The 17,850-nt window shown below is 35.6% G+C and carries 16 protein-coding genes; all 16 read left to right on the plus strand.

The annotated features are described in order from the left end of the window. Positions 1–91 precede the first annotated feature (91 nt). The 16 genes from BM157_RS04775 to BM157_RS04840 all read left to right on the plus strand — a co-directional run bounded on the left by BM157_RS04775 (position 92) and on the right by BM157_RS04840 (position 17,806). The gene (locus BM157_RS04775) at positions 92–1,123 is read left to right on the plus strand and encodes a D-alanine--D-alanine ligase family protein (RefSeq protein WP_055306698.1); all 1,032 of its coding nucleotides are present in this window, start codon (positions 92–94) and stop codon (positions 1,121–1,123) included. A 22-nt stretch (positions 1,124–1,145) separates the two neighbouring features. Then, positions 1,146–2,552, plus strand: a complete 1,407-nt coding sequence (locus tag BM157_RS04780) for a UDP-N-acetylmuramoyl-tripeptide--D-alanyl-D-alanine ligase (protein WP_090140117.1) — start codon at positions 1,146–1,148, stop codon at positions 2,550–2,552. Positions 2,553–2,612: 60 nt separating this feature from the next. After that, positions 2,613–2,957 carry a DUF5640 domain-containing protein gene (locus tag BM157_RS04785; protein ID WP_022502232.1) on the plus strand — a complete coding sequence of 115 codons (345 nt, stop codon included), beginning with the start codon at positions 2,613–2,615 and terminating at the stop codon, positions 2,955–2,957. Positions 2,958–3,437: 480 nt separating this feature from the next. Continuing rightward, positions 3,438–3,602 carry a hypothetical protein gene (locus tag BM157_RS12920; protein WP_022501159.1) on the plus strand — a complete coding sequence of 55 codons (165 nt, stop codon included), beginning with the start codon at positions 3,438–3,440 and terminating at the stop codon, positions 3,600–3,602. 31 nt (positions 3,603–3,633) lie between these two features. Further along, a complete protein-coding gene (locus BM157_RS04790) occupies positions 3,634–4,668 on the plus strand; it encodes an ATPase, T2SS/T4P/T4SS family (RefSeq protein WP_172678520.1) in 1,035 nt (344 codons plus the stop codon). Continuing rightward, positions 4,652–6,121: a hypothetical protein gene (locus tag BM157_RS04795; protein WP_055306695.1), complete on the plus strand. Its 1,470-nt coding sequence runs from the start codon at positions 4,652–4,654 to the stop codon at positions 6,119–6,121. Before BM157_RS04790 ends, BM157_RS04795 begins: the two co-directional genes overlap by 17 nt. Before the next feature lie 302 nt (positions 6,122–6,423). Beyond that, positions 6,424–6,564: a hypothetical protein gene (locus BM157_RS12925; protein ID WP_156331053.1), complete on the plus strand. Its 141-nt coding sequence runs from the start codon at positions 6,424–6,426 to the stop codon at positions 6,562–6,564. A gap of 7 nt (positions 6,565–6,571) precedes the next feature. Beyond that, positions 6,572–6,937 carry a hypothetical protein gene (locus BM157_RS04800; protein WP_022501154.1) on the plus strand — a complete coding sequence of 122 codons (366 nt, stop codon included), beginning with the start codon at positions 6,572–6,574 and terminating at the stop codon, positions 6,935–6,937. Between the two features lie 134 nt (positions 6,938–7,071). Then, positions 7,072–7,464, plus strand: a complete 393-nt coding sequence (locus BM157_RS04805; RefSeq protein ID WP_055306694.1) for a hypothetical protein — start codon at positions 7,072–7,074, stop codon at positions 7,462–7,464. Positions 7,465–7,569: 105 nt separating this feature from the next. Continuing rightward, positions 7,570–8,148 carry a phosphatase PAP2 family protein gene (locus BM157_RS04810; protein WP_055176033.1) on the plus strand — a complete coding sequence of 193 codons (579 nt, stop codon included), beginning with the start codon at positions 7,570–7,572 and terminating at the stop codon, positions 8,146–8,148. A gap of 309 nt (positions 8,149–8,457) precedes the next feature. Further along, positions 8,458–10,845, plus strand: a complete 2,388-nt coding sequence (locus BM157_RS04815) for a phosphoketolase family protein (RefSeq protein WP_022501151.1) — start codon at positions 8,458–8,460, stop codon at positions 10,843–10,845. A 209-nt stretch (positions 10,846–11,054) separates the two neighbouring features. After that, positions 11,055–12,539, plus strand: coding sequence for an L-fucose/L-arabinose isomerase family protein (locus BM157_RS04820; protein ID WP_022501150.1), 1,485 nt, complete (start codon positions 11,055–11,057; stop codon positions 12,537–12,539). Positions 12,540–12,588: 49 nt separating this feature from the next. Continuing rightward, positions 12,589–14,061, plus strand: coding sequence for a xylulokinase (gene xylB, locus BM157_RS04825; RefSeq protein WP_022501149.1), 1,473 nt, complete (start codon positions 12,589–12,591; stop codon positions 14,059–14,061). 54 nt (positions 14,062–14,115) lie between these two features. Then, the gene (gene fsa / locus BM157_RS04830; RefSeq protein WP_022206287.1) at positions 14,116–14,769 is read left to right on the plus strand and encodes a fructose-6-phosphate aldolase; all 654 of its coding nucleotides are present in this window, start codon (positions 14,116–14,118) and stop codon (positions 14,767–14,769) included. Next, positions 14,770–15,927, plus strand: a complete 1,158-nt coding sequence (locus BM157_RS04835; protein WP_090140119.1) for an ROK family transcriptional regulator — start codon at positions 14,770–14,772, stop codon at positions 15,925–15,927. Positions 15,928–16,066: 139 nt separating this feature from the next. After that, the gene (locus BM157_RS04840; protein ID WP_318255816.1) at positions 16,067–17,806 is read left to right on the plus strand and encodes a DUF2079 domain-containing protein; all 1,740 of its coding nucleotides are present in this window, start codon (positions 16,067–16,069) and stop codon (positions 17,804–17,806) included. Positions 17,807–17,850: the final 44 nt, after the last annotated feature.

A 17,850-nucleotide genomic window follows, 5' to 3' on the forward strand; every position in this document is an offset into this window, starting at 1 on the left:
TTGCATATGTTGTTAATAAATGTTATATTCTATAAGGTATGCACAGGAGAACTATACAATAAGAGATTGTGTGTGGAAAAGAGGATTAATAATGAATATAGTTGTATTAGCAGGTGGTACAAGCACTGAAAGAGATATATCAATTCTTACAAGTACCAAAGTGTGTGAGTCTTTAAGAAGAAATGGATACAATGCTAACATTGTGGATGTTTTTTTCGGTATAGATAGTGAAAATGTTGATAACTTTTTTAATAATGACAATGATTTGGAAAAACTTTGCAAATATTTAAAGAACCAGACTCCTGATGTTGAGAAGGAACTTGAAGCAAGAAAAGCTTTGGGAAAAGGTTTCTTTGGAGATAATGTTCTTGAACTCTGCCAGAAAGCAGACATAGTATTTATGGGGCTTCACGGAAGCAATGGTGAGGACGGAAAGATACAGGCAGCATTTGAACTTATGGGAATTAAGTACACAGGAACTGATTATATAAGCAGTGCCATATCAATGAGCAAGGAGCTTACTAAAAAGGTTCTTGTTCCAGAGGGTATTCCAATGCCTAAGGGCATAGCACTCCACAAGGGACATAAGGTAGAATATGTTCCATTTCCTTGTGTGGTTAAGCCTTGTTGTGGTGGTTCAAGTGTAGGAGTATCTATTGTTAATAGCGAAGAAGAATTCAAGAGAGCCTTAACAGATGCATTTTCATATGAAGATAATATACTTGTAGAAGAATTCATTAAGGGAAGAGAATTCTCTGTAGGTGTACTTAATGGAAAGGCACTTCCAGTTATAGAGATAGAACCGCTTGACGGATTTTATGATTATAAGAATAAATATAAGGCAGGAGCAACTAAGGAGACTTGTCCAGCTAATCTTCCTAAGGAAATATCAGAGAAAATGCAAAGATGGGCAGAGAAAGCCTGTGAGACAGCTGGAGTTACTACATATGCAAGAGTAGATGAACTTCTTAATGAAGACGGAGATATATACTGCCTTGAAATTAATACACTTCCGGGAATGACAGGAACAAGCTTACTTCCACAGGAAGCTGCGGCTGTAGGAATGTCATATGATGAACTTACTAAGAAGATTATAGAAATATCTTTAGAAAAGTATAATTAATATTGAATGGAGATTATTATTTATGCGTGGAATGACATTAAGAGCTATAGCAGAAGCCTGCAATGGCGTATATTATGGCAGTGAAGATAACCTTGATAAAGAAGTGACAGACATAACAACTGACAGCCGTAAAGTGCAGAATGGCGGATTGTTTGTTGCCATATGTGGCGAGAGAACTGACGGACACCAATACATAGATAACTGCTTTAATGATGGAGCGTTGTGTGTTATATCAGAAAAAGAACTTGAAGGACAGACTAATTCTTATATAAAGGTTAAATCAAGTCTTCAGGCGTTAAAGGATATGGCACTTTTATACCGTAATAATCTTGATATCAAGGTTGTAGGTATAACAGGAAGTGTAGGTAAAACAAGCACTAAAGAAACAATCAGTTATGTGCTTAACAAGAAGTATAAAGTGTTAAAGACAGAAGGTAATTTCAATAATGAAATAGGACTTCCTCTTACAGTATTCCGCTTAAGAGATGATGATGAAGTTGCTGTTCTTGAAATGGGAATAAGTGATTTCGGAGAAATGGACAGATTATCAAAAATTGCCCAGCCAGATATAAGCGTAATAACTAATATAGGTCTGTGTCATCTTGAAAATCTTAAGACAAGAGATGGAATATTAAAGGCCAAGACAGAGATTTTCAATAATATGAAGCCTGACGGAATAGCGATACTTAACGGCGATGATGATAAGCTTATCACTGTAGATGAGGTTAATGGAAAGAAGCCTGAAAGATTTGGAATTAACTATAAAGACGGTGTGTATGCCAAGGATATAGAAAATCTTGGGCTTAGTGGAACTAAATTTGTAATATCAGGTCTTAATTGTGTAGATGGCTGTAAGGATTTTGAGGTTACTGTGCCGGTTCCTGGACATCATATGATATACAATGCACTTGCAGCAGCCTGTGTTGGTGCGGCATTAGAGCTTACTTCTGCACAGATAGCAGACGGAATAACTGATTTAAAGACTATTTCAGGCAGAAATAACATTATCAAAACAAGTAAATATACATTAATAGATGACTGTTATAATGCTAATCCTGTATCTATGAAGGCTTCTGTTGATGTGCTTGATATGGCTATTGGCAGAAAAGTATGTATACTTGGTAATATGTATGAGCTTGGAGAGGATGAGAAAAATCTCCACTATGATGTTGGACAGTATATAGGTACTAAGAATATAGATGTTCTTATTACTATTGGTGATCTGGCAAGACATATCGCTATGGGAACAGACGATTATATGGAAACACATTTTGGTTCATATGATTGTGAGATACACAGCTTTGATGATATGGAAGAATTCAATATGGCATATTCGTCAATCCTTAAGGATAATGATAATATATTGATAAAGGCATCGCACGCAATGAAATTTGCTGATATTGTGGAGCTTTTAAGCAAGGATAATTAGATTAAGATTAAGCGTTTTGCAAATGCTTAAATATATACAGAAAGAAGAAAGGAGGCGTCTATGAAAAAGACTAAGAGTTTAATAATAAGTGCTATGATTATGGTATTCGCTTTGGCATTTACAGCTTGCGGAAGTAAGTCATCAAGTGTAGAGGGAAGCTGGAGTGGTAATGATAACGGATATGATGTTGTATTTAATTTCGAGGCAGATGGTCAGGGAACTATGCAGTTAAGCGGAATTCAGCTTAATATTACATATTCCGTTGATGGTGACAAAATAACTATCAACAAGTCAGTTCTTGGTGGAACACAGACAGACGAGTATACATTTAAGATTTCTAACAAGTCAAAGACACTTACATTATCTAACGATTCAGGTGAAATTGAACTTAAAAAGGGTGAATAACCAGATGCTAATAATCTAAAGAATGATTTATTATCCCTTCGGGCAGATATTGCCTGAAGGGATTTTTAATGTAATATGAAAATCTGATAAAGATCCCTGTTACAAAAAAGTATTATGTAATGATAACGTGTAATCGCTCTAATATGTAGTTTACAATATGTAGTTTGCTGCAAGTGAATGTGCTATATATAAATAAAATGAAAGTTATATAAAATAAAAATATTTTTAAAATAATACTTTACAAATATATAATATAGTGATATAGTATCAATATGAAAAACGCGTTTTTAATATAATCTTAACTTACATCAGGAAGTACATAAGATTTCTAGATAACACATATAAGTGTTATTCATTACCTGTCATATACAGGAGTTTCCCGTTAATTTAAAGTTTAATTGATTATAGAATATCAGGATTTAGGATTATTATAATCTGATATATTATAATCAATAGATATATTTATAGGAGGATATATATTTGCACGATATAATAGAACATTATGGAAAAGTTGTTGTTGCACTTGCTGGTGTGCTTGCAGCCTTACTTTTAACAGCGGCGGTTGTGACAATAGTAAGTGGAAAGACAACAGGAGCGATAGAAGATATTGAGTATGAGTCACAGATATATGAAGCTATGAAATAATTAAGAAGGTGTGCAGTAAATGGGGTGGAATATGGATAAAGAAGATTTAAAAGACATTATTGAAAAGAATAAAGATGAATTATTCAGTGAGATAGCACAGGAAATAAATAATGATAATGTGACGGATATAGAATGGGATGGTTATAATCTTTGGATAACTGAGCTTGGCATTGGAAGTTATATTTCAGGCAAGGAATTAAGTGACAGATATGTGGAAAATGTATCAATAAAGCTTGCCAATATAATGGGTGTTTCATTTAACAGAAGCAGACCTATTCTTGAGGCCAATACAGAGAAGCTTAGAATTTCTATATGGCACGAATCAAGGTGTCACAAGAAAAGTATGTCTATAAGAAAGATACCAGAATATCTGAGATTTTCGCATAAGGATTTAGTTGAGTCAGATTATGCCCCGGAAAGCATTATTAATCTTTTGGAGAATAGTGTTACTGCACACCTTAGCATAGTTGTGGGAGGACAGCCACACGCAGGAAAGACAGAGCTTGTAAAGTATCTGTCAACGAAAATTCCGCATAATGAGAAGGCAGGAGTATATGAGGATAATCAGGAGATACATTATAGAAAGATTAATCCTAATAAAAAATGTGTTGAATTTTTTGTGGATGACAAGGTTACATACCAGGATATCATAAAGGCTGGGTTAAGACATAATATAGATTGGATTTTGCTGTCAGAGTCAAGAGGACCAGAAGTTGCACATCTGCTTAACAGTTTGTCTACAGGTTCATATTGTATGACAACTATGCATCTGGATGAGGTAAGGGATATGCCTGACAGAATGTACAATATGCTTGGCAACAGCAGTGTCAATGAAAGATTTATCAATAGTGTATACAAATATATAGATCTTGTTGTGCTTGTGGAATGTGACAAGCACGAGAAAAGGAGGATTAAGCAGATAGGTTTTCTTTCAAGGTGCAATTCTGTTAATCACTGCTGTGTAATATACGAAGACGGCACATTTACAGACGAAACTGTCCCGGAAGATATTCTTGATAAATTTAATAGGAGAGGCATAAAGAACATATATGAAAAGATTAATTAGATATTTTTCGGGGCGTTCAGTAATTAAAGATATATCAGCATATGGATATGATTTCTCAATGAAGAAATATATTTTAGCAATAACAACAGGACTTCTTGTGATATTCGGAATAAGTATGATATATGGCCTTAAGCCTGTATGTGTAATAATTACTGGTCTTGTGTCCATAAGCGTTATTCCGGGAATTATAAGAAAAAGGTACTACAATAATAACAGGCTTAAAAAGTTTATGGACGTTGATATATATCTCCATCAGATGGCGTATTCATTTATGAGAAATCCTAAGATATACACAGCTTTAGAAGATACAGGCAAGATAGCAGGCGGCACTCTTGGCAGGGTGATAGAGCAGGCTATGGACGAGCTTGAATATGGTATGGGAGAAGATGTATATGCTAATGCACTTTATATCATAGAGAAAGAGTATAATTGCAGCCGTATAAGGACACTTCATAAGTTTATTATTGGAATTGAAAAGAGAGGTGGAAGGTATAAGAATGCACTTAGAGTGCTTCTTGATGACTCTGACAGGTGGATTAAAGGAATATACAGGCAGGAGCTTGAAATCAAGAATGTAAAAAGGGATACAACCATAGGAGTTATTATAAGCATAGTGCTTTCAGGTCTTACAATATTTATGAGTGCCATGCTTAACCGATATAAAAGCGGACAGGGAAACATAGTTGATGACTGGCTGTATCAGGGGACAGCAGTGATATTCCTTGTGTTATGTATATTATTCTATGCTTTCACGAATAAACATTACGGATATGAAATTCTTAATGATAAAGATATTGATACTAACAGCAGGAAATATTATAAGCTTGTGTTTAAAACCAATGTATGGAATATAATTGAGAAGATAATTCCAGTTATAACAGTGCTTGGAATATTGGCAGGCCTGGCGTTTATTAATGGTTTTTATTTTATATTTGTATATCTTGTTATGGCAATGGCTGTAATGGTTATTTATCCGTTGATTAATAAAAAGTCTGCAATGAAAAAGCTTACTAACAATTTAAGACAGGCATTTTCTGACTGGTTAAGAAATGTTGCACTTAATCTTGAGAATATGCCATTGATTGCGGCAATTGAAGATACTTACGATGAAAGTCCGTATATAATTAAGAATTCACTTGATACTTTTATAAGGGACATAGAGGCAGACCCATCAGATATTAAGCCATATTATGAATTTCTGTCGGAGTATGGACAGACAGATATAATGTCGACAGTAAGAACATTATATTCAGTATCGGAATTGCCAGACAATCAGGTAGATGAAACTATTAATTCTTTAATACAGAGAAATAACGAGCTTATAAACAAGCAGTCAGAGATTGCTTATAAGGACAGGATAAGTTTGTTTAAATTTATGGAATACATACCTGTATTTCTTATGGCATTGAAAATGTCTGTTGATATGATGCTTGTTATAACACTGTATTTGTAATGTGTAATATTAATATTGTTAAAGATTGTGTCTGTCTATACGTTAATAAGGTGGAAGAGAATATCATTAGTGACGAGTAGGTAAAGATTTGCTGCTGGTAATATTAAAGGTGGAGAAAGGCTTGGCATGGACTTTATATTAGAAAAATTAGGTGAGACGTGCATTGCTATAGTATTTATATTATCAATGATAAATATGTACGCAATGCTTGCTGATAAAATGCTTGGTGGTTGATATAGATATTTAATATAAATCAATAGTTTAATTGAAATACAATCTAAGAAATGAAAGGGGATAGTATAATGGAATATTTATTGGAAGAATATGGTGATGTGATTATATGTATTACAGGACTTGCAATAGCATTTACATTCTTAGGGATATGTATGAACAAATGCGCTGTATTAGAGGGTACACAGCTTGCAAAGCTGTTCTACAGGTAGGTGCATAATGAAGATAATAGTAGAAGCTTCGGCATATCTTGTAATACTTTCTTTTATATGTCTGATATCGCTCGATTTTATTGCTGTTAATAAAAGTGTAAGCAAAGGCAGTGAGTTACAGCAGTATATAAAAGATGTAATCCAGATAAATGGCATAAGTTATGAACACAGGGATATTGATTATGATACTAATAAAAAGGTATGTGAGATAGCTGCACAATATGGGGCAGATGTAAGTTATGAATATTTCGATGCAGCCGCAGATTATGATTATTACCGCCTGAATATTAAATATCCTGTAAAGTCGAGATTGTTCGGACTTAATAAGCTGTGTGATTATAAGGCACTTGTAAGGGTTGAGATGGCGGTGTAGTACGTCCCAGCACAATAAGGATAAATCTGGATTTGCTCTACGAAATAAAGATGATGGGGATTGAATAAATACAAATATGGATTTGCCACGTTAAATTGAGATGTCGGCGCAATGTAATATAGATAAGGAGTGATATGAGATTAATAATAAGTAGTTCTGGAATGATGGTTATTATTATTCTGATTGTGATTATACATAATTCGATTATCAGTGATAATTACTGTAATATGGAGATGAACAGCAGTATTAATGGGGCATTTGATTATGCTTTGGATAAAGTGTCAGATGGTTACATAACGGGTGAATATGATGATATTCCAGATGATGTATTTACAACACAGCTTATGAGAAGTTTCTGTAAGTCATTTAATGAGGCTGTCAGTTCAGATGCAGAGTATACAGTTACGCTGTTATATGCGGACAGGACGGCAATGCTGTATGACATAGCAATTGAAGCAGAATACAGTTATGGATATAAGGGAAGAAAGAATAAATGTATATGCCAGAGGGCTGTAAAGTTAAATTGACAATATATATATATTCATTTATAATTCCACAATATGATTTCAATTGATTAATATATTAGGTCAATTGTGGAAAGGAGAGACCACATTAAAAGTGGCTGTTATATAATGGAAATTCAGATATTACATTGGTTTGAAACATTACATAACCCAATAACTAATCCAATATTTTATGTGATTACTACATTGGGGAATGCAGGCTGGTTCTGGATAGTATTAGCTGTGCTTATGCTTACAGTTCTTCCTAAGAAATATAAAAAAGCAGGGCTTACAATGGCAATAGCACTTATATTGTCGCTTATATTCTGTAATGGAATAATGAAGCATCTATGGGCAAGACCAAGAGCATTCTGGGTAGTTGGACAGAATTTTGTTGTTGGCAATGAATTCGAGAATTTATATGGAATATTTAATTCTATTCACGATTATTCGTTCCCATCAGGACATTCGTCAGCTTCGTTTGCTGCGGCAGTGTCAATATTTATGTGGAGAAAGAAGGAAGGAAGTGCGGCACTGGTACTTGCGGCACTTATAGCATTTTCTAGACTGTACTTTACAGTACATTATCCAACAGATGTGCTTGTCGGTACAATCACAGGTGCATTATATGGTGTAGCGGCTTATTTTATTGTTAAGGCACTTATGAATAAAGTCCCAAAGCTTAATGCTATATTTAATAAGCAGTAATAATGAAATAGTAATGATAATATAAATTGTAATTATGTTAAAAATAAAGGCTGTCCGATTATGATATGGCTAATCTTTACAGAACATTTTGTGTCAGGTAAAGAGGCATATCAATATTGGACAGCCTTTTGTGATAGTGCTTGTATTTTTTATGTATTTTTGTGAAAGCTATATTGACATTTGATTAAGATGTGCTAATATAAAATCACTTTTGTAAAATATATTTATAAAAGATATTTACAGAAGTGATTTTAAAATAGATAACAATTATTAAGTGGCAATATCATTGTCATAGAAATGAGGTTAAGGATGAACGAAGAAATGTGTGTTGAAAAGATGCCAATTACAGATGAATATCTTGAAAAGATGGACGCATATTGGAGAGCTGCCAATTACTTAGCAGCTGCCCAGCTTTATCTTTTAGATAATCCTCTCTTAAGAGAGCCTTTAAAGAAGGAACATATTAAGAAGAAAATCGTAGGTCACTGGGGTACAGTTCCGGGTCAGAATTTCGTTTACTGTCATATGAACAGAGCTATTAAGAAGTATGATCTTGATATGGTGCTTATATCTGGTCCTGGTCACGGCGGCAATTTCTTTGTAGCTAACTCATACCTTGAGGGAACATACAGCGAAGTATATCCGAATGTAAGTCAGGATATGAACGGATTAAAGAAGCTTTGCAAACAGTTCTCGTTCCCAGGAGGAATATCAAGCCACGTTGCACCTGAGACACCAGGTTCAATTAATGAGGGTGGTGAGCTTGGTTATTCGATAGCACATGCATTTGGTTCGGTATTTGACAATCCGGATCTTATAACAACTTGTATTGTTGGTGATGGTGAAGCTGAGACAGGACCACTTGCTACAGCATGGCATTCTAATAAGTTCCTCAATCCTGTGACAGACGGAGCAGTGCTTCCAATATTACACCTTAATGGATATAAGATAAGCAACCCTACAATATTCTCACGTATATCACACGATGAGATAGAAAGTTTCTTCCACGGATGTGGCTGGAAACCATATTTTGTTGAGGGCAATGATCCAATGACAATGCATAGAAAGATGGCAGAGACATTAGATACTGTTATTGAGGAGATTAAGGAAATACAGAGAGAAGCAAGAGAAGAAGGTAAGACAGAAAGACCATTCTGGCCTATGATTGTACTTAGAACACCAAAGGGCTGGACAGGACCAAAGGTTGTTGATGGCAAGGAAATTGAGGGAACTTTCAGGGCACATCAGGTTCCAATTATGATGGATAGACCAGAACATTTACAGCAGCTTAATGATTGGCTTGAAAGCTATAAGCCAGAAGAATTGTTTGATGAAAATGGCAGATTAATTCCAGAGTTAAGAGCACTTGCACCAAAAGGAGATCACAGAATAAGTGCCAATCCTCACGCTAATGGTGGTAAGCTTTTAAGAGATTTAAGACTTCCAGATTTCAGGGATTACGGCGTTGACGTACCTTTCCCAGGAGCAAAAGATGGTCAGGATATGATTGAACTTGGAGGTTTTGTAAGAGATATATTTAAGTTAAATGAAGAAACTAAGAACTTCCGTATCTTTGGACCAGATGAAACAATGTCTAACAGATTAGGCAAAGTATTTGAGGAGACTAACAGGGATTGGAATAATGTTCTTAAGGATAATGATGAATTCCTTGCCAAGGACGGACGTGTAATGGATTCAATGCTTTCAGAGCATATGTGTGAAGGCTGGTTAGAAGGATATCTTCTTACAGGACGTCATGGCTTCTTTGCAAGCTATGAAGCATTTATCAGAATAGTAGACTCTATGGCGGCACAGCACGCTAAATGGTTAAAGGTATGTTCACAGCTTCCTTGGAGACAGTCAATTGCTTCACTTAACCTTATTCTTTCATCAAATGTATGGCAGCAGGATCATAACGGATTTACACATCAGGATCCAGGCTTCCTTGACCATATAGCTAATAAGAAGGCGGATGTGGTAAGAATGTATCTTCCACCAGATACTAACTGCTTGCTTTCTTGCTTTGACCATTGCATAAGAAGCCGTGATTATGTCAATGTGCTTGTTACATCTAAGCACCCAAGACCACAGTGGCTTACTATGGAACAGGCTGTTAAGCACTGTACACAGGGTGTTGGCATATGGGAATGGGCAAGTAATGACCAGGGAGAAGAACCAGATGTAGTAATTGCTGGCTGTGGTGAGACACCTACACTTGAAGCACTTGCGGCTGTTACAATATTAAGAGATAATATGCCTGATTTAAAGATTAGATTTATAAATGTAGTCGATTTATTCAAGTTACAGTCTAATACACAGCACCCTCACGGTCTGTCAGATACAGATTATGACGCTTTATTTACAAAGGATAAGCCGATTATATTTGCATTCCACGGCTATCCAACACTTATACACGAGCTTACATATTACAGACATAACAGAAATCTTCAGGTATTCGGTTATCAGGAGGAGGGTACGATTACAACTCCATTTGATATGAGAGTGCAGAACGAGATTGACCGTTATCATCTTGTACAAGCTGTTATCAATGCACTTCCACAGCTTGGCAACAAGGGTTCATATCTTCTCCAGAAGATGAGAGATACTTTAGTTGCGCATAAGCAGTATATAAGTGAGTATGGTATGGATCTTCCAGAGGTACAGGAATGGAAGTGGCATACACCAGATAATAAATAATTGTTATAAAACTAGTTAGTGAATAATTGAGTGATTTATATAAAATATTTTTATAAAAGCTGCTTAATGTATTGCAAAATATACAAAAAAATAATATTATATAAGTAACTTTTTGAAATGTATTTATTAAAAGTAAGGGGATACGTCATATAGCAGGATGTGTCCCCATACTTGTAGTAACGGGTGTTACAGAAATGGAGGATTTTACAATGAATAACAAACCATCTATTAAAATCGGAATTGTGGCAGTGAGCAGGGATTGTTTCCCAGAGAGCCTGTCAGTGAACAGAAGAAAAGCTTTAGTTGAGGCTTACAAGAACAAATATAATGCAGATGAAATATATGAATGTCCAATATGTATAGTCGAAAGCGAGATACATATGCAGCAGGCATTAGAAGATGTCAAGAAAGCTGGCTGTAATGCTTTATGTGTATATCTTGGTAATTTTGGACCAGAAATTGCAGAAACTATGCTTGCTAAATATTTTGACGGACCTAAGATGTTCGTTGCGGCAGCAGAAGAAACATCAGCTAATGGAGGCCTTGTAGGTAACAGAGGAGATGCTTATTGTGGTATGCTTAATGCAAGCTACAACCTGAAATTAAGAGGAGTTAAGGCATATATTCCGGAATATCCAGTAGGAACAGCAAGTGAATGTGCAGATATGATTCACGAATTCATACCGGTTGCAAAGGCTGTATATGCGTTAAATAATCTTAAGATTATAAGCTTTGGACCAAGACCTAATAATTTCCTCGCCTGCAATGCACCAATTAACCAGTTATACAATCTTGGCGTTGAGATAGAAGAGAATTCAGAGCTTGACCTTTTTGAAAGCTATAATAATCACGCAGGAGATGAGAGAATTCCAGCGGTTGTAAAGAGTATGGAGAAGGAATTAGGAGAAGGTAATAAGAAACCTGAGATACTTTCTAAGCTTGCACAGTATGAGCTTACACTTCTTGACTGGGTAGAAGCACATAAGGGTTCAAGAAAATATGTTGCAATCGCAGGAAAATGCTGGCCAGCATTTCAGACACAATTTGGCTTTGTTCCTTGCTATGTTAATTCACGTCTTACAGCTATGGGAATACCTGTATCCTGTGAGGTTGATATATACGGAGCTTTAAGTGAATTCATAGGAACAGTTGTAAGCGATGATGTTGTTACACTTCTTGATATTAATAATACAGTTCCATCAGATATATACGAAGAAGATATTAAGGGCAGATTCAATTATACAATTAAGGATACATTTATGGGCTTCCATTGTGGCAATACAGCAGCGTGCAAGCTTTCATTCTGTGAGATGAAGAACCAGATGATTATGGCACGTTCACTTCCAGAAGAAGTTACTAACGGAACACTTGAGGGAGATATTGTACCTGGTGATATTACATTTTTCAGGTTACAGAGTACTTCAGACAGCCAGTTAAGGGCGTATGTTGCACAGGGTGAAGTTCTTCCTGTAAGAACACGTTCATTTGGTGCTATAGGAATATTTGCAATTAATGAAATGGGAAGATTTTACAGACACGTGCTTGTTGAGAAGAATTATCCTCATCATGGGGCAGTAGCATTTGGACATTATGGAAAGGCTTTGTTTGATGTGTTTAAGTATCTTGGCGTTGAGGACATATCATATAACCAGCCGGCAGGCGTGCTTTATAAGTCAGAAAATCCTTTTGCATAGTTAAGATTATAACGTAAATATATAATAGTTTATAGAAATGGGGTGCGGTATGTATTATATAGGTGTTGACCTTGGAACATCTTCGGTTAAGCTGATATTGATGGAACCAACAGGTGATATTGTAAATACAGTATCTAAGACTTATCCTATAAGCTTTCCAAAGCCAGGCTGGTCAGAGCAAAATCCGACAGACTGGTATGATAAGACCTGTGAGGGAATCAAAGAGCTTATAAAGGATATAGATAAGGACAAGGTTGCAGGAATAAGCTTCGGAGGTCAGATGCACGGTCTTGTTATTCTTGATGAGAATGATAATGTAATAAGACCGGCAATTCTTTGGAATGATGGAAGAACAACTAAGGAATGTGATTATCTTAATAATGAGATTGGAAAGGATAAGCTTACAGAATATACAGCGAATATAGCATTTGCTGGCTTTACGGCTCCTAAGCTTCTCTGGGTTAAGAATAATGAGCCTGACAATTTCAAAAAGATTGCTAAGATAATGCTTCCTAAAGATTATATAGCCTACAGGCTTACAGGAGTACATTGCACAGATGTATCGGATGCGTCAGGTATGCTTTTATTAGATGTTAAAAAGCGTGACTGGTCAGAAGAGATGATTAACATATGCAAAATTTCAAGAAAACAGCTTCCGGCTTTGTATGAAAGCTACGAAAAGGTTGGCTGTATTACTAAAGAAGCTGCTATGGAGCTTGGACTTCCAGACAATGTATGTGTAGCTGCTGGAGCAGGTGATAATGCTGCTGCGGCAGTAGGTACTGGAACTGTTGGGGACGGAATGTGCAATATTTCTCTTGGAACAAGCGGAACAATATTTATATCAAGCAGTAACTTTAGCGTTGATAATAATAATGCACTTCATTCCTTTGACCACGCGGACGGCTATTATCATCTTATGGGCTGTATGTTAAGTGCAGCTTCCTGCAATGGCTGGTGGATGGATAATATTTTAAAGGATACAGATTACAAAGAAGCACAGTCACATATAACTAAAGATATGCTTGGCAATAATCATATATATTTTCTTCCATATCTTATGGGAGAGCGTTCACCACATAATGACCCGCTTGCAAGAGCAACATTTACAGGAATGACTATGGACAGCACAAGGACAGATATGACACAGGCGGTGCTTGAGGGTGTTGCATTTGCGATAAGGGACTCTTTTGAGATTGCCAGGTCGCTTGGAATTAACATCACAGAAACCAAGATGTGCGGTGGTGGTGCTAAGAGTGAGCTTTGGTGTACAATTATGGCTAATGTGCTGGGAATTAAAGTACATCTGTTAAAGTCAGAAGAGGGTCCGTCTATGGGAGCTGCTATGCTTGCTATGGTGGCGGCTGGTGAATATGAAAATGTTAAGCAGGCGGCAGACAGCATTGTTGGAATATGTAGGACAATCGAGCCGGAAAAAGACATTGCAGACAGGTATAATTCACGTTATAATACATTTAAAGACATATATCCTGCATTAAAAGGGGTATTTGAGAAAATGTAATTGATGTATCTGGCATAATAATAACAGATAGTGTATATGCAGAATGGAGGTTTTATGAAATTTTTTATTGATACGGCAAATGTTGATGATATCAGAAAAGCTAATGATATGGGTGTAATCTGCGGAGTTACAACTAATCCATCATTAATTGCCAAAGAAGGCAGAGATTTTAATGAAGTGATTAAAGAGATTACAAGTATTGTTGATGGACCTATAAGTGGTGAAGTTAAGGCAACTACAGTAGATGCGGAAGGAATGATTAAAGAGGGCCGTGAGATTGCTGCGATTCATCCTAATATGGTAGTTAAGATTCCTATGACAGTAGAAGGCCTTAAGGCAGTTAAGGTGCTTTCAGCAGAAGGAATAAAGTGTAATGTAACACTTATCTTTTCAGCTAATCAGGCACTTTTAGCAGCAAGAGCAGGTGCAGCATATGTATCCCCATTCCTTGGAAGACTTGATGATATATCACAGCCGGGTATCCAGCTTATTGAAGATATTGTTGGTATATTTTCTAATTATGATATCCAGACAGAGATTATATGTGCAAGTGTAAGAAATCCTATACATATAACAGACTGTGCACTTGCAGGAGCTGACATAGCAACTGTTCCTTATAAGGTTATTGAGCAGATGGTTCATCACCCATTAACAGATGCAGGTATTGAGAAGTTCCAGAAAGATTATAAGGCAGTATTTGGAGAATAAATGATTTCATCACAGAAAATAACAACGTCAGAGGTTAGAAAGTATAATAAGAACAGAATATTTAAGCTTATATATAACAGCAGTGCAATATCAAGGCAGGAGATTGCGGATACACTTGGATTGTCACTTCCGACAATCAACCAGAATATCAAGCTTTTAAAAGATTCAGGGCTTATAGTTATGGAGGGTAGTTTTGACTCAACAGGAGGAAGAAAAGCCCAGATGATTATGGTAAATGCTGATGCAAGATTTGCAATAAGCGTTAACGTCCGTGCTAATGAATTAAAGGTGGCACTTATAGATCTTAATGGAGAGATAAGAAGCCAGAAAAGTGTTGATATTGAATTCAGCCCGGAAAGTGATTATGGAGTTAAGGTATCAGAGCTTGTCGATGATATAATAGAGGAGAATAATATTAATACTGATAATATACTTGGCATAGGAATAACTATGCCGGGTATATTCAATAGTGATAATACAATGATAATTTCATCTCCACCACTTAACACAAGAGACTATAAGACTGATAACATTACGAGTCGTCTTAAGTATGATTATACTGTACAGAACGATGCAAGAGCCAGTGCATTTGCTGATTACTGGTATTCCCATAAGAATGAAAATGCTCATATGGACGAGTCCTATCACGACAAATTCTATCTTATGATTAATGATGGAGTTGGTGGTGCGTGTGTAAGCAATGATAAGATTGTGCAGGGAGAGCATAACAGATATGGTGAATTTGGACATATGACTTTATATCCTGACGGAAGAAAATGTATGTGCGGAAAGAAGGGCTGTGTTGAAAGTTATCTTTCAGCAAGAAATCTTTCATCAGACCTTGGCATACAGATAGATGAATTCTTTAAGAAAGCATCTGAGGGTGATGCACAATGCGTCAAAGTTCTTGATGAATATCTTGATAATCTTACAACAGGAATTAATAATCTGTATGTTATATTTGACAGGGATATAGTAATTGGTGGATTTGTTTCAAGATATCTGTTAGAATATGAAGAGAATATAAGACAAAGACTTACTGATAAATATTCTTTTGATACAGATGGAAGATATTTTTCAATTTCAAGTTGTACATCAGAGAGAACGGATACAGGAGCGGCAATAATGTTTTTGTCTGAATTCATTAATAGTATTTAACAAGAGGGACAGAGGCGAGATGGATAAGAGCGGATTGTATAGGGTCATTAACAATTTAAGAAATACAATTACATTAGAACACTGCGTCATAAGATTTATTATGGCGTGGTGTTTTGTTAGTTTAGTTGAGAGTTTTATAATGAATAGCAGAAGGTATATGATAAACAGCCTGTCATACGTTAAAAATGTTGATATGGTTTCAGTTATTATATGCTCGCTGGTATTAACAATAGTATTATATGCCATATTTGAAAAGCTTCAGGATAATAACAGGCTTAAAGCCTGTATTCTTGAGGGAACTTTATTAACAGGAGTTGTATTGGTATATGCCTGCGTGTGTGTATATGAATATAATGATGTGTATTTTGTGGCTGGAATGACACTTGTTGTACTGGCGGCAGCTGTATATTCATATAGTTATGTGCACAAGATTTACAAGGGATATATTAGTGACAGCACCACTTATAATGCGGATATAAAAGATATAAGTAAAAGAATGTATATCACAGGTGTTGCGATAGTTGCAGGTGTTATGACAGCATTTATAAGTATATGTATGGTGTTCCGTTATCTGTCATTTGGCTCACCTAATTTTGATATGGGACTTTTTTCGCAGATGTTTCACTATATGAAGACGACGGGCAGAATGTTAAATACAAGTGAGAGAGATCATCTTATGTCACATATGTGTGTGCATATATCACCAATGTTTTATACGATACTGCCATTTTATATGCTTGTATCATCACCGGTGACGCTTGAGGTTATGCAGGCAGTAGTCATTGCAATAGCAGTAATTCCACTTTGCAGGCTTGCTGAGTACAAAGGAATGTCAAGACGGGCTGTGTTAATAATATGTATAATATACTGTTTTTATCCGGTTATAAGCGGCGGATGCTTTTATGATATACACGAGAATATGTTTCTTCCAGTGCTTATATTTACATTTCTGCTATATATGGAAAAAGATAATATGACAGGAATATTAATATCTGCAATACTTATATGCCTTGTAAAGGAAGATGCACCGGTATTTCTTATGTTCATTGCACTTTATATGATAATAGGAAAGAGAATGTATAAAAAAGGATTTATTATACTGATATTATCCATAGTGTATTTTGTCATTGCCTGCAAGATAATTGATATAATAGGAACGGGCATAATCTCTGACAGATTTAATAATATGATTGCGGAAGGTAATGGTAATATAACAGGAATAATAAAGACGGTTATTAATAATCCAGCGTATATAATTACGCAGATTATGGATAAAAGTAAGATTGCTTATATATTAAAGACACTTGGTGTTCTTTTGTTCATACCATTATGTACAAGAAAGTGGAGCAGATTTATTCTTCTTGGACCTTATATAATGTTTAACCTTATGTCCGATTATGAATATTTCCATAGCATATATTTTCACTATTCATTTGGTTCGGGTGCACTTCTTATATACCTTTTGATTATTAATATATGCGATATGGATGTGAAGAAGAAAATGTTAATGCTTCGTATGACAGCTATGGCAGTAGTTATATTTTTTATGGCATTCAATGTATCAAGGCTTGATAATGCGTTTAATTATGTGGACGAGAATAATAAAAGGGTGATTGATACTATGAATGAAGGACTTAGTACAATTCCTGACGATGCAAGCGTTACAGCGACAACATTTTTATGTGCCAGTTTATCAAAGCATAAGATATTGTATGAATTATATTATACCGACAAACAGACAGAGTATATAGCTTTGGACTTAAGATACAGCGATACTTATTACAATGTCAGCAGTTACCTGAATTCATCACAGTATGAAACTGTATATTATGCAGAAAATGTAATCGCAGTATTCAAAAATAGAGCAACAGGCAATTGATTAAATTGTCAGATTTGTTATAATACATCTATATAATTATGTGA

This window comes from [Lactobacillus] rogosae, assembly GCA_900112995.1.
In the GTDB taxonomy this organism is placed as follows: domain Bacteria; phylum Bacillota; class Clostridia; order Lachnospirales; family Lachnospiraceae; genus Lachnospira; species Lachnospira rogosae.